The sequence below is a fragment of the Vreelandella zhanjiangensis DSM 21076 genome, assembly GCF_000377665.1.
GTDB classification, from domain to species: Bacteria; Pseudomonadota; Gammaproteobacteria; order Pseudomonadales; family Halomonadaceae; genus Vreelandella; species Vreelandella zhanjiangensis.
The window spans coordinates 362,817-376,104 of record NZ_KB898646.1 but is presented as its reverse complement, the minus strand read 5'-3'; the positions used below and the strand labels follow the sequence as shown (position 1 = coordinate 376,104).

Annotated in this window: 16 protein-coding genes; 5 read left to right on the top strand and 11 right to left on the bottom strand. The window is 55.4% G+C overall.

Features of this window, described 5'->3' with window-relative positions:
• Nucleotides 1-64 precede the first annotated feature (64 nt).
• Nucleotides 65-1,246: a cell division protein ZapE gene (gene zapE, locus D467_RS0101595; RefSeq protein WP_018915754.1), complete on the bottom strand. Its 1,182-nt coding sequence runs from the start codon at nucleotides 1,244-1,246 to the stop codon at nucleotides 65-67.
• Nucleotides 1,247-1,448: 202 nt separating this feature from the next.
• Here zapE and D467_RS0101590 point away from each other — a divergent pair, with 202 nt between their 5' ends.
• On the top strand, nucleotides 1,449-1,901 hold the full coding sequence (locus D467_RS0101590; RefSeq protein WP_018915753.1) for a ZapG family protein: 453 nt from the start codon (nucleotides 1,449-1,451) through the stop codon (nucleotides 1,899-1,901).
• Between the two features lie 62 nt (nucleotides 1,902-1,963).
• On the opposite strand, the gene D467_RS0101585 is transcribed toward D467_RS0101590, so the two are convergent.
• Nucleotides 1,964-2,725 (bottom strand): Nif3-like dinuclear metal center hexameric protein, encoded by a 762-nt coding sequence (locus D467_RS0101585; RefSeq protein WP_018915752.1) that lies wholly within the window; start codon nucleotides 2,723-2,725, stop codon nucleotides 1,964-1,966.
• Between the two features lie 138 nt (nucleotides 2,726-2,863).
• On the opposite strand from D467_RS0101585, the gene D467_RS0101580 reads away from it, so the two are divergent.
• On the top strand, nucleotides 2,864-4,108 hold the full coding sequence (locus D467_RS0101580) for a Do family serine endopeptidase (RefSeq protein WP_018915751.1): 1,245 nt from the start codon (nucleotides 2,864-2,866) through the stop codon (nucleotides 4,106-4,108).
• A 35-nt stretch (nucleotides 4,109-4,143) separates the two neighbouring features.
• Here D467_RS0101580 and hisD read toward each other — a convergent pair whose 3' ends face one another.
• The 9 genes from hisD to D467_RS0101535 all read right to left on the bottom strand — a co-directional run bounded on the left by hisD (nucleotide 4,144) and on the right by D467_RS0101535 (nucleotide 10,898).
• Nucleotides 4,144-5,460 carry a histidinol dehydrogenase gene (gene hisD / locus D467_RS0101575; protein WP_026285562.1) on the bottom strand — a complete coding sequence of 439 codons (1,317 nt, stop codon included), beginning with the start codon at nucleotides 5,458-5,460 and terminating at the stop codon, nucleotides 4,144-4,146.
• Between the two features lie 22 nt (nucleotides 5,461-5,482).
• The gene (gene hisG, locus D467_RS0101570; protein WP_018915749.1) at nucleotides 5,483-6,136 is read right to left on the bottom strand and encodes an ATP phosphoribosyltransferase; all 654 of its coding nucleotides are present in this window, start codon (nucleotides 6,134-6,136) and stop codon (nucleotides 5,483-5,485) included.
• A 28-nt stretch (nucleotides 6,137-6,164) separates the two neighbouring features.
• Nucleotides 6,165-7,427, bottom strand: coding sequence for a UDP-N-acetylglucosamine 1-carboxyvinyltransferase (murA, locus tag D467_RS0101565; RefSeq protein ID WP_018915748.1), 1,263 nt, complete (start codon nucleotides 7,425-7,427; stop codon nucleotides 6,165-6,167).
• Between the two features lie 10 nt (nucleotides 7,428-7,437).
• Nucleotides 7,438-7,689, bottom strand: a complete 252-nt coding sequence (locus tag D467_RS0101560) for a BolA family protein (protein ID WP_018915747.1) — start codon at nucleotides 7,687-7,689, stop codon at nucleotides 7,438-7,440.
• Between the two features lie 95 nt (nucleotides 7,690-7,784).
• The gene (locus D467_RS0101555; protein ID WP_018915746.1) at nucleotides 7,785-8,117 is read right to left on the bottom strand and encodes an STAS domain-containing protein; all 333 of its coding nucleotides are present in this window, start codon (nucleotides 8,115-8,117) and stop codon (nucleotides 7,785-7,787) included.
• Nucleotides 8,114-8,770, bottom strand: a complete 657-nt coding sequence (locus D467_RS0101550; RefSeq protein ID WP_018915745.1) for an MlaC/ttg2D family ABC transporter substrate-binding protein — start codon at nucleotides 8,768-8,770, stop codon at nucleotides 8,114-8,116. The genes D467_RS0101555 and D467_RS0101550 overlap by 4 nt, the downstream gene beginning before the upstream one ends.
• A gap of 25 nt (nucleotides 8,771-8,795) precedes the next feature.
• On the bottom strand, nucleotides 8,796-9,260 hold the full coding sequence (gene mlaD, locus D467_RS0101545; protein ID WP_018915744.1) for an outer membrane lipid asymmetry maintenance protein MlaD: 465 nt from the start codon (nucleotides 9,258-9,260) through the stop codon (nucleotides 8,796-8,798).
• Between the two features lie 16 nt (nucleotides 9,261-9,276).
• Nucleotides 9,277-10,077, bottom strand: coding sequence for a lipid asymmetry maintenance ABC transporter permease subunit MlaE (gene mlaE, locus D467_RS0101540; protein ID WP_040459963.1), 801 nt, complete (start codon nucleotides 10,075-10,077; stop codon nucleotides 9,277-9,279).
• Nucleotides 10,077-10,898 (bottom strand): ABC transporter ATP-binding protein, encoded by an 822-nt coding sequence (locus tag D467_RS0101535; protein ID WP_018915742.1) that lies wholly within the window; start codon nucleotides 10,896-10,898, stop codon nucleotides 10,077-10,079. The genes mlaE and D467_RS0101535 overlap by 1 nt, the downstream gene beginning before the upstream one ends.
• Before the next feature lie 260 nt (nucleotides 10,899-11,158).
• On the opposite strand from D467_RS0101535, the gene D467_RS0101530 reads away from it, so the two are divergent.
• Genes D467_RS0101530 through lptC form a run of 3 tightly spaced genes read left to right on the top strand, consistent with a single transcriptional unit; the run spans nucleotide 11,159 to nucleotide 13,284 of the window.
• Nucleotides 11,159-12,145: a KpsF/GutQ family sugar-phosphate isomerase gene (locus D467_RS0101530; RefSeq protein WP_026285559.1), complete on the top strand. Its 987-nt coding sequence runs from the start codon at nucleotides 11,159-11,161 to the stop codon at nucleotides 12,143-12,145.
• Between the two features lie 24 nt (nucleotides 12,146-12,169).
• Nucleotides 12,170-12,712: a KdsC family phosphatase gene (locus D467_RS0101525; protein ID WP_018915740.1), complete on the top strand. Its 543-nt coding sequence runs from the start codon at nucleotides 12,170-12,172 to the stop codon at nucleotides 12,710-12,712.
• On the top strand, nucleotides 12,712-13,284 hold the full coding sequence (lptC, locus tag D467_RS0101520) for an LPS export ABC transporter periplasmic protein LptC (RefSeq protein ID WP_018915739.1): 573 nt from the start codon (nucleotides 12,712-12,714) through the stop codon (nucleotides 13,282-13,284). Before D467_RS0101525 ends, lptC begins: the two co-directional genes overlap by 1 nt.
• Nucleotides 13,285-13,288: the final 4 nt, after the last annotated feature.

Sequence of the window (13,288 nt, the reverse complement as noted above, 5' to 3'; positions counted from 1 at the left end):
CAAGTTAAGGCCTATCGACGTTTTTCTCTGCTCTGCTGCTTCGGTAAACACCAGCTGGCCTATATCAAGGCTTATGCGGCAACGCCAGGTATTCGCGCGACTGCATCTCCTGAAGGCGCGACAGCGTGCGTTGAAACTCAAAGGTTAGCTTGCCGCCACTATAAAGCGACTCAATAGGCACTTCTGCGGACATTAGAAGCTTTACGCCACGGTCATAAAATTCGTCGACCATGTTGATAAACCGACGCGCCTGGTCATCATGCTTTGCATCCATTTGCGTGACATTGGACACCAGTACGGCATTAAAACCTCGCGCAAGCTCAATATAGTCATTCTGGCTACGCGGCCCATCGCATAGTTCTAAAAACTCGAACCACGCGACATTTTCCTGAAGCCTGCGGGTTTTAAGCACCCGGTGATTAATTTCCAGCGGGGCATCCGCTTCACCTTCCTGCCCGGCGATCTCCCGAAAACTGCGCGCAAGCTCCAGCTCTGCCGCCTCATCAAGCGGCGAGTGAAAAATTTCAGCGCGCTCAAGCGCACGCAGTCGATAATCCACGCCGGAATCAACGTTAACGACATCGCAGTGGCGCTTGACCAAGTCGATGGCAGGCAGAAAACGGGCCCGCTGCAGGCCATCCTTATAAAGGTCATCGGGTACGATATTGGACGTAGCGACCAGCACAACCCCACGTTCAAACAACGCTTCCATTAAATTCGCCAGAATCATGGCATCGGTAATGTCTTTGACAAAAAACTCATCAAAGCAGATCACTCGCGCTTCCGAGGCGAACTTACCGGCAATTAAGGTAAGCGGATTTTTTTCGCCTTTATAGTGAGTCAGCTCATTGTGAACCCGCTGCATAAACCGATGGAAGTGGGTGCGCATCTTTTCGGGGAAAGGTAGCGCCTCATAAAAGGTATCCACTAGATACGTTTTGCCACGCCCCACGCCACCCCAGAAATACAGGCCACGCACCTGAGGCAAGGCTGGCTCATCTGAAGACGCTGATTTACCAAACAGGCCCGCCATCTTGGCCTTGAGTCCTCTGTTGGCGATCACTGTTTTAGGCACGGTAGTCGGCGCGGCGATCAAATCGTCATAAAGCCGCTGCAGATGTTTGACTGCCGACTCCTGAGCCGCATCATACTGAAAGTCTTCGCGCGTTAAATCAGCGCGATAGCGCTCGATCGGCGTTGGTCGAGATGACGGACTCACCTTTTTATCTGCAGAAGTAGATGGCATTTAATCGCCTCCAAAACGTATTACGACGGTGTTGACGATGCGACCGACCGCCCTTCAAAAAGGGGTGATTATACGCGGCGAACACTCTAAGCGCATGGTTGGATTGACCTAACCAACCAATCGACGCTTATAATGAAGATTGTTCGTTCGCAAACCGCTCACCTTACATTGGCGGAGCGCATCAAGCGTCAGGGAGAAAACTGTGGAAGCAAGCTCGCCTTATACCTTTGCCATTGTTGGCATCATTATCGGCTTCATCATCGGTTTAGGATGCTATCGTTTGTTCAGTAAAGGAGAGCGTAACAATGCCTCCTTGCGCCAAACACTGCTGGAACGAGAACATCAAATTGCCGAGCTCAAAAAAGGGATGGGCGGCCATCTCACCGGCGTTTTTCAACGCCTGGACAGCATTCGGTCCGAGGCCGACCAGCTTGAGCACCAGATTAGAGAGGATGCTGAGGAGTGGCACCTGGGAAGCAGCACCCCTCCTGAGCTCAAAGAGCGCCAGCCGATACACCAGCCGGCCGCCAGCCAGGCACCAGATAGCCCAATCACTACGCCCCGCGACTATGCCGATGGCAAGAACGGCACGCTGTCAGAAAATTTCGGCTTGAAAGATAGCGCCACGAACGCGCCCCAGCCACCCCGCTACTAAGCTAGTGCTATTAAGTGAACGGATGGGCAGCGGTGAACCGCTGCCCGTTCCCTGTCGCATGGTCAGGCGGGGTTATCTATATCGACAAAGCGGTGCTCAATACCGTGCTCAGCAGCCAACCACTCCCCCAGCGCCTGAACGCCGTAACGCTCCGTGGCATGATGTCCCGCGGCAATATAGTGAATGCCCAACTCGCGCGCCAAATGAGTCGTCCGCTCGGAAATCTCTCCTGATATAAAGGCCTGGGCACCGGCTTCATAAGCGGCCGTAATCATGTCCTGCGCCCCGCCTGTACACCACGCGATCCGCTCAATATCTGTGTCATTATCCGCCTCGATCACCAGCGGAGAACGATGCAACGTACCGGCTATCTGTACCGCCAGGGTGTGAATACGTTGTGCCTGGGGCAAGCGCCCCGACCAGAGAAATCCCTCGCCCAGCTCGCCGTCCAGACAGCCCTCCACTTTCCAGCCTAAACGCCTGGCAAGCTCTGCGTTGTTACCCATTTCACTGTGCGCATCAAGCGGCAAATGATAGGCAAGCAAGTTGATATCATGATCCATCAACGTTTTGATGCGCTTATATTTCATGCCGGTAATCGCGACTGGTTCATTTTTCCAAAAATAGCCATGGTGAACCAAGACCATATCGGCTTGCCAAGCGACGGCCTCATCCAATAGCGCCTGACAAGCAGTGACACCCGTCATCACACGACTCACCTGCTCTCGTCCGGCCACCTGCAAACCGTTAATGGTAAAATCTTTAAACGTCGAAGCCCGCAACTGATGGTCGCAAGCGGCTACTATTTGATCGCGATGGGTCACAAAGACTCCTTTAATGATTCTCTGACTACCGTGAGGAACTAGGCTAGAAAGTGTTACCATCATGCCATAGTAAAACTCGCTTCGTGTTATCGCGAACCTCACGTTTGACAAGACCACTACCCGCTGAGGAATTCTTGCATGCGCCGCCTTGTGCTGCCTTATGTATGGCCTATTTTAACCGGGGTACTGCTCGCTGCCCTGCTTTTATTCGCGTTTCCAGAGCACATACCGAACCCATTTAAAAATGCGCCGCCCGCGCCTGCGCAGACACCCGCCTCGCCGCTAGTCACTGCCAGCGAACAGGCAAGCAGCCGCCCGGCGCCTGAAGTTCGCCAGGCAGCCCCCCTTTCCCGCGACCAGGGCCCGGCCAGCTATTCGCACGCAGTCAATCAGGCCGCCCCCGCGGTGGTTAACGTTTATTCGTCGCGTATTGTCGAGCGTGACCAGCACCCCTTGATGTCTGACCCTTTCTTCCAGCAATTTTTTAATGGCGATGACGCCACAACGCACCAGCGTATGCTCTCAAGCCTGGGGTCGGGGGTTATCATCAGCCACGACGGCTATGTGCTGACCAACCATCACGTCATCAATGGCGCAGACGAGATTCAGGTCGCGCTACGCGATGGCCGCGAAACGCTTGCCGAAGTCATCGGCACCGATCCTGAAAGCGATTTAGCCGTACTGCGTATCAACCTTGAAGACCTGCCGGTTATTGAAATGGCTGATTCAGAAGATGTCGCCGTGGGCGATGTGGCTCTGGCAATCGGCAATCCGTTTGGCGTTGGCCAAACCGTTACCATGGGCATCATTAGCGCCACGGGGCGAAGCCATTTAGGACTAAATGCCTACGAAGACTTTATTCAGACCGATGCGGCAATTAATCCCGGCAACTCCGGCGGCGCGCTGGTCAACCCCGATGGGGCATTGGTGGGTATCAATACTGCGATATTTTCCCGCTCGGGCGGCTCTCAAGGTATCGGCTTTGCGATCCCCGCGAACCTTGCACACAGCATTTTGGATGAGCTGGTAACTCAAGGTCGGGTCATTCGTGGCTGGCTGGGAATCGAAGCGCAGGCGCTGTCCCGGGAATTGGCCGCCTCGTTTGGATTACGCACCCCTCAAGGAGTCATTGTGGCAGGCGTCGTCAGTGGCGGCCCGGCAGATAAAGCAGGCCTTGAGCCCGGCGATATTTTGCTGTCGGTTGACGGGAAAACCGTTCTGGATGCCCGCGCCACCATGAGCAATATTGCCTCCATCGAGCCCGGCACATCGTTACCGCTCACCATTGTACGCAGCGGCGAGCGGATAGACGTTACGCTTGAAGTGGGCGAACGCCCGGTTATCAACGATGCGCCGGCAGGCGAGCGACCCAGTGACTCCTGAGGCTCGCCTGACCAATGCGCACAGTTATGGATAGCTCAGTTGCGGATACGGTACTCAGCTGACCGCGCATGTGCGGTCAGCGACTCTCCACGCGCCAAAACAGAGGCAACCTTACCAAGCTCTGAAGCACCTTCACTTGAACAGTGAATAATCGAGGAGCGTTTCTGGAAGTCGTAGACACCCAGAGGCGATGAGAAACGCGCCGTACCCGACGTGGGCAGAACATGGTTAGGCCCTGCACAGTAATCGCCTAGCGCCTCTGCCGTGTAGCGCCCCATAAAGATGGCGCCCGCATGACGAACCTCGCCCAACCATGTATCGGGCGCTTCGACAGAAAGCTCCAAGTGCTCAGGCGCAATGCGGTTAATCATGGCAATCGCGTCGGCTTTATCCTGGCAAAGAATCAGCGCGCCGCGCCGGCTCAACGACTCACGCACAATGGCTTCGCGATCCAGAGTGGGCAGCAGGCGCTCAATGGAGGCCGCTACCGCATCCAGATGCGCGCTATCCCAGCTTACCAGAATTGCCTGAGCATCCTCGTCATGCTCTGCCTGAGAAAACAGATCCATCGCCAGCCAGTCAGGATCGGTTTGCCCGTCGGACACCACCAGAATTTCTGAAGGGCCCGCGATCATATCGATGCCCACTTGCCCGAATACCGCGCGCTTTGCCGTGGCAACATAAATATTGCCGGGGCCTACAATTTTGTCCACTCTCGGCACGGTCTCGGTACCGTATGCCATCGCGGCGATAGCCTGGGCGCCGCCGATGGTGAAGACATAGTCGACGCCTGCCAGGTGAGCGGCCGCCAAGACCAGCTCGTTCACAACACCATCCGGCGTAGGCACCACCATGACGATTTCACGAACGCCAGCCACGTGCGCCGGGATCGCGTTCATCAACACAGACGATGGATAGGCAGCCTTGCCACCCGGCACGTAGATACCCGCCCGATCAAGCGCGGTTACCTGCTGGCCAAGCACGGTGCCGTCAGCCTCCTCATACTGCCAGGACGTGGGCTTTTGGCGTTCGTGATAAAGCCTTATCCGCTCAGCGGCGCTGGCAAGCGCATCGCGTTGCTCAGCAGGCAGGTTATCGAAGGCCTGTTTGAGCTGCTCGGGCTTTAAGCGCAGCTCTTCCATCCCCTCAACCGATAGTCGGTCAAAGCGATTGGTCGCCTCAATTACTGCGGCGTCGCCACGCTTTTTAACATCACTTAAAATTTCATCAACACGTGATTGAACCGCCGAATCCGAGACGCCCTCCCAATCCAGGAGCGCCCCCAGGTGCTGGTCAAACGTGGCATCAAGCGTTGAGAGCCGGGATATAGTAGCCGTACTGGCTGAAGACATAGTGCTCATAAGCTCTCCCGGATCATTCAGTTGCGAGGGTCTGGCGCTTTTTAACCGCGCTATCCAAGCGTGCCAAAAGTGGCTTGATACGCTCGTGCTTCATGGTCATGGCGGCCTTATTAACCACCAAACGCGTACTGATGTGGGCAATCAGCTCACGCGGCTCCATGCCATTGGCACGCAGCGTATTGCCGGTATCCACAATATCCACGATTTCATCGGCCAAGTTCATCAAAGGCGCCAGCTCCATCGCACCGTAAAGCTTGATGACTTCAGCCTGAATACCCTGCTCGGCATAGTAACGCCGGGCAATATCGACAAACTTGGTCGCAACGCGGCGGCGCGCAAGCGCTGGTTGCTGTCCGGTAACGCCCGCCGTCATCAGCTTGCAGCGGGCAATCTCCAGATCCAGCGGCTCATAAAGGCCTTCGGCGCCATGCTCCAGAAGAACGTCTTTACCCGCGATACCCAGGTCAGCAGCACCCAGCTGTACATAGGTAGGCACGTCGGTTGCCCGAATCACTACCAGCTTTACATCCGGCAGATTGGTGTCGAACAGCAGCTTACGGCTCTTGCCTAAATCTTCCGCTGGCGTAATACCTGCATCGGCGAGCAGTGGTAGCGTTTCGTCCAAAATGCGCCCTTTGGAAAGGGCTAAAATTAGTTGCTTACTCATTGTATTGGCCAATGGTTAATAGCATGGCTTAGCCAGGAATACGGCGAATGCGTGCACCCAGCAGCTGCAATTTCTCTTCGATACACTCGTAGCCACGATCAATATGATAGATACGGTCGACCAGCGTTTCGCCTTCCGCCATCATCGCCGCAATCACCAGAGAGGCCGAGGCGCGCAGATCAGTAGCCATCACGGGGGCACCGGAAAGCTTTTCTACGCCATTGATTAGCGCAGTGTTGCCTTCCAGCGTGATATCCGCCCCCATGCGGTTAAGCTCTTGTACGTGCATAAAGCGGTTTTCGAAGATGGTTTCCACCACCCGCGAGTGCCCAGTGGCCACCGCATTCATGGCAACGAACTGCGCTTGCATGTCGGTTGGGAAAGCCGGATAAGGCGCGGTGCGTATATTGACGGCTTTTGGCCGCTTGCCATGCATATCCAGAGCGATCCAATCATCACCGGTGGTGATCTCGGCACCCGCCTCCTCAAGCTTGGCAAGCACCGCATCGAGAATATCCGCTCGCGTACGCTTTACCTTTACCCGCCCGCCAGTCATGGCGGCAGCAACCAAGAACGTACCGGTTTCGATGCGATCCGGCATCACGTCATGGTGGCAACCATGAAGCTTCTCGACACCTTCAATCACAATCGTATCAGTACCGTGACCACGGATATTGGCACCCATTTTGATCAGGCACTCAGCAAGGTCGACAATTTCCGGCTCGCGAGCAGCGTTCTCAAGAACGGTTTTGCCCTCGGCAAGCGTTGCCGCCATGAGCAGGTTTTCAGTACCCGTGACCGTCACCGTATCGAAGAAGATCGTGGCGCCTTTTAAGCGACCATCAACACGGGCACGGATATACCCGCTCTCAACACGAATATCAGCACCCATGGCTTCAAGGCCACGGATATGCAGATCAACCGGACGCGAGCCGATCGCGCAGCCGCCGGGCAGCGATACATCCGCTTCACCAAAATGAGCAAGCAGCGGACCCAATACCAGAATAGAGGCGCGCATCTTCTTGACCAGCTCATAAGGCGCGTGGCAATGCGTCACTTGCGAGCCATCCAGCTGAATGCTGAGCTTTTCACCCATGACGGGTTCAACGCCCATGCGACCCAATAGCTCAAGCGTGGTGGTGATATCCTGAAGATGCGGCAGGTTACCAATCACTACCGGGCCATCCGCCAAGAGGGTGGCACATAAAATAGGCAGAGCAGCATTTTTGGCGCCGCTTACCCAGACTTCACCGTCGACCGACCCGTTGCCGGTAATAATTAACTTATCCATGCAGCCGCCGTTACTGGGCGTTTTCCGACGCAGTAGACCACTGCGCCGGGGTAAACGTTTTAATGCTAATGGCGTGCAGAGCGCCTGAAGCGATCTCATCACTGAGTGCTGCGTAAACCAATTGCTGACGCTTAACCGGAGAGAGACCTTCGAAGGCTTCACCAACCGCAATCACTTGGAAATTACAGCCTTCGCCCTGGATATGGAACTCACATCCATCGACACGGGATTCAAGCAGCGCTTTTACCTCATTGGGTTGCATGAGACAGGAAACTCCTTCGGGTCAGTGTGAATAATGCTAATAAGGCAACATAATAAAGAAAAGCGACACGCTTGGCGATGCCAAGGGTGCCAACCCTAGCGGGTGAGGGTCGGCGAATGGATCAATGATTCAATTTCTGATAAAGAAGCCAAACGTTCAAGCGGTGCAGAAAGCGTTACGCCGCTAACCGTGATCTCGCGCGCCTGACAGGTACGTAGCCACTCGAACAGTACGCTAATGACGGCGCTACTGGCTTTTTGAACACCGCTAAAATCAAGCGCCACTGCGTTTAACTCAGTAGTCTTTAGCCACTTACTGCCAACGGCGGCAAGCTCTGCCGCCGTTGCCATACCGGCATCGCCGGCCACATATAGCGTGCCCTGCTCTGCTTTAAGGCTTACCTGGGACTGTGACAGCAACACCGTCACGCATCGCCCCCTTGCTCTAACTCGTCTACGCCAATTTCAGGTGCCCAGCCGCGAATAACCGCGTCGTAATCACGGTTATTATCACGCATGGCCTGGTCAAACTGATTACGGAAGGTCAGGCCCAAATTAATACCGTTGACGATCACGTTCACTACACGCCAATCACCGTCTGAAAGGCGCAAGCTGTAGCTGACCGGATAAACCTGGCCATTGGTGGCCACCACTTCCATATCCACGCTGGCCTGGTCTTCATAGCGCTGGCTGCGCTGATTATCCAATACGCGCAGATCCTGATAATCAAATGTCACCAAGCCACGCGTGTAGGTATCAATCAAGGTTTGACGGAAAACGTCGGCAAAGCGACTGCGCTGCTCAGGCGTCGCGTTACGGAAGTAGCTACCCATCACGCTAGCGCCGATGTAGCGAAAATCCGCCACATCTTCAAGGCTATCGTCAACCAACGCTTCAAGCTCATCGATATTGCTTGCGTAGTAGTCTTTTTTGCCTTCGATCTCACCCATCAGCGCATCCACGTTTTCGCGAACCATCGCTTCAGGTGACTGTGATTGAGCCTGGGCCTGAAGCGGCAGAGCCAATGCCAGCACCATCAGAGCAACCAGCCAACGCATTAACGGCAGTGTCGTTTTTCGCATTACCTTCACCTCTTCTACTGAACGTTTAGTTACTAGCCATATTGGATACAAATTGCTGGATAAGTTCTTCAAGCACCAGCGCCGACTGCGTGTCGCGTATGGTATCGCCATCTTCCAGGATTGCCGGGTCACCGCCTACGCTTAAGCCGATATACTGCTCGCCCAGCAAGCCAGCAGTGAGAATCGCCGCGGTAGTATCCTGAGACAGCTGGCCTTCCAGGTCATTATCCAAGCGTAGCGTGACTTTGGCGTCATACCACTCTGTATCCAGGTCAATTGACTCTACGCGCCCCACCGTAACGCCTGCCATGGTGACGCGGGCGCGGGGTTTCAGCCCGCCGATATTGGCAAAGTTCGCTTCCAGGCGGAACGTTTCAGAAGGCGCGGAAAGGCTTAAGCCACTTACACGCAGGCCCAGAAACACCAGCCCGACAATTCCCGCCAGCATAAACAGGCCGACACCAAACTCCATGGTTTTACTGCGCTTCATGAAATCACTCCACCCATTAGAGACCGCCGAACATGACAGCGGTTAATACAAAATCAAGCCCCAGTACCGCAAGCGACGAATACACCACCGTGCGCGTGGTAGCGCGCGAAATACCTTCAGACGTAGGCACCAGATCATATCCCTGGAACACGGCAATCCAAGTGACCACCACGGCGAAAACCAGGCTTTTGATAATGCCGTTACCCACATCGCTGACAAAAGAGACGCTGGCCTGCATATTGCTCCAGTAAGAGCCTTCAAATACGCCCAGCCACTCCACCCCTACTAAATAGCCGCCCCAGATACCCACTACGCCAAACCCTACGGTAAGAATCGGCAGTGCCACGAAGCCAGCCCAGAGCCTGGGGGCAATGACCCGGCGCAAAGGGTCTACCCCAATCATTTCCATGCTGGTCAGCTGCTCGGTTGCCTTCATCAAGCCGATTTCAGCGGTGAGCGCCGATCCTGCCCGCCCGGCGAATAGCAGTGCCGCGACCACCGGCGCCAGCTCGCGCAGTAGTGAAAGTGCCACCATTTGCCCCAGCGCCTGCTCAGCGCCAAAATCAACCAGAATAGTGTAACCCTGCAGCGCCAGCACCATGCCGATAAATAGCCCCGAAACCAGGACAATGGCGAGCGAGAGCACACCGACAAAGTGCATCTGGCGAAGCCAGAGATACCACCCTTCTCGGGAGGGCACTCCCACCGCTGACTGAGCCAGAAACAGGCCTGCACGGCCCAACGCCTCCATCACATCGCACCCTTTTCGCCCTAACCGGGCTATCTGGTCGACGCCTTGTTGAAATCTCGACTGCATTACCCTGCCCTTGTCGCGGTAGCTTGACCGAGAATATCGCGATAAAGCGTCTCGGCGGGATAGTGAAACGGCACCGGCCCATCAGGCTCGCCATGTACAAACTGGCTGACACGCGGGTCCTGATTGGCATTTAGGGTGTGTGGCGTCCCTTCGGCAACCACCTGCCCGTCGGCTAGAAGGTACAGATAATCAGCAATGCTCAACGTTTCCTTAATATCGTGCGATACCACGACTGAAGTGAGCTCAAGCGCCTGATTAAGGCGTTTGATTAACTGTACAAGCACGCCCATGGAAATAGGGTCTTGGCCGACGAAAGGCTCATCATAAAGAATCAGCTCTGGATCGAGGGCAATCGCTCGGGCAAGGGCAACACGCCTTGCCATCCCCCCAGACAGCTCGGCAGGGGTAAGATGACGCGCGCCGCGCAGACCAACGGCCTCAAGCTTGAGCAATACCAGATCGCGGATCATGACATCCGATAGATCAGTGTGTACGCGTAGCGGGAAGGCCACGTTTTCAAACACATCCAGATCAGAAAACAGCGCGCCGCTTTGAAACAGCATTCCCATGCGCTTACGTAACGTAAATAGCGCCTTTCTCGATAACCGATGCACATCTTGCCCATCGACTATGATGCGCCCGCGATCAGGCGTTAACTGCCCGCCAATTAGCTTAAGCAGCGTAGTCTTGCCGGTACCGCTAGGTCCCATGATCGCCGTGACTTTACCCTGAGGGATAACCATATTGATGCCGCGAAAGATCTCATGGCTCCCACGCGAGAAGTGCACGTCTTCAATTTCAATGAAGGGAACGTCTGTCATGGGTTGATTGACTCCCATTATCGCTGGTTAAGAGCGGGCCAGTAGTACGATTGACCTATTCTACAGTTTAAAAACAGTGTTTTCGAAATATTATCGAACATCGTATCTTAACTCTATTGGCACTAACAGACGAGTCTACGTTCCAATGCGGCATAAAAACCCTTCAAGGCGCTATGCTTATACACAGCGACTAAATGTTATTCTTATGGGCTAGTCGCTATATGTTTCAATCAGAACGTTTCAATCAAAACGAGATTTTCATGCCCCAACCCTCCTCCACCCTTAGCCTGATGCGTGAAAGTGCTTTACGCACACTACAAATTGAACAGGCGGCAATCGGCGGCCTTCAGGCCAAGCTTGATGAGAGCTTTGACCGTGCCTGCGAACTAATGCTGGCCTGTCAGGGCCGCGTGGTGGTGACCGGCATGGGCAAGTCAGGGCATATTGCCGGAAAGCTTGCCGCAACGCTTGCCAGTACGGGCACGCCAGCTTTTTTTGTTCATCCCGGCGAAGCCAGCCATGGTGACTTAGGCATGATTACGCGTGCCGACGTAGTGCTGGCGCTTTCCAATTCCGGCGAAACCGCCGAGGTCACTGCGCTGCTTCCCTTATTGAAGCGCCTGGGCACACCCCTGATCAGCATGACTGGCAAGCCCAACTCAACGCTTGCCAAGCATGCCGATGCGCACTTGGATAGCGGCGTCGAGCGCGAGGCCTGCCCGCTTGATCTGGCACCTACAAGCTCTACTACAGCGGCACTGGCACTCGGCGATGCCCTTGCCGTTGCTCTGCTTGAAGCCCGCGGCTTCACCGCTGATGATTTTGCGTTATCTCACCCAGGCGGCAGCCTGGGTAAACGGCTTTTATTACGGGTCAGGGATCTCATGCACGATGGTGCACGTCTACCCCAGGTAGCGCTTGGCAGCCCACTGCGCGATGCATTGCTTGAAATTACTCGCCAGGGGCTCGGCTTCACCTGCGTGGTGGATAGCGAAGGGCGCTTGGCAGGGGTTTATACCGATGGTGATTTACGCCGCACCCTCGATCAGTTTCACGACCTTCGTGAGGTGGTGGTAGACGATGTCATGACGCGGCCCGGCAAACGCATTAGCCCCGACATACTGGCCGCCGAAGCAGTACGCATTATGGAAGATAGCCGCATTACCGCTCTAGCCGTGGTGGATGATGAGCAGCGCCCCATCGGCGCGCTGCATATGCATGATCTTCTCGCCAGCGGCGTTATTTAATCATTTACTGACAAGGATCCTTTTATGGCCCTCCCTACCGCCCTGCTTGACCGGCTACGCCATGTGCGCTTACTTGCCCTGGACGTTGATGGTGTTCTTACCGATGGACGCCTCTATTTCCAGACAGACGGTGTTGAAATCAAAGCGTTCCATACCCAGGACGGGCATGGCCTGAAGCTGCTTAAACGCGTGGGCATTCACGTGGCGCTGATTACCGGTCGCGACTCCCCCATGGTAAGCCTGCGTGCATCGGCCTTGGGGATCGCCCATGTCCACCAGGGCTGTGAGGACAAGCTCACTACCCTGAAAGGGCTTTGCCAGCAGCTGAACCTGGATCTCAGCCAGGTCGCCTACTGCGGTGATGACCTGCCTGATCTTGCTCCCATCAAGCGCTCCGGCATAGGCATTACGGTACCCAATGCACCAGATTACATGCATACACATGCCGACTGGATTACCGACCGCCTGGGCGGTCACGGCGCGGTACGTGAAATCTGCGATACGCTACTCGAAGCGCAGGGCCACTGGGATGCCGTACTCGATACCTATTTACCCGGACGCTCATAATGTTTAGCCGGATTAAAAGACGCGCCTGGCTAGCAGGATTGGTCATCGCTTTAGGGGTTCTGCTGGTATGGCTGGATCCGCGCGGCCCACAAGACCAGTCAGTTGATCCGGCGGCCCAGGCCGAAGAGCCTGGCCACGTGCTGGAAAATGCCGAGATCACCCTGTTTGGCGAGTCGGGACGCATTCAGCAGTCGCTGGCCGCCCCACTGCTGGTGTATATACCGCAGAGCACTATGGCCCAAGCGACGCGGCCTGAAGCCACTCTGTTTGACAGCGACAACCGTGAGTGGCTCGCCAATGCCAACGAAGGCGAGCTTAATACGGATACTCAGGAACTGACGCTATCTGGCGAGGCTCGGCTTATCGCTCCGTCAGAAGGCTGGCAGCTTGATACGGACCTATTGCGTTATGATGGCCTGACGCGACATGCCTGGAGCGAGACGCCAGCGTTACTGCAGCAGCCGCCCCAGCGCATGAGTGCATCACGTATGGACGTCTGGCTTGATGATAGCCAGGTCCGGTTAACCGATAACGTACGCGGGCACCATCCTCCCGTGACACAAACTCCTTAGGAGT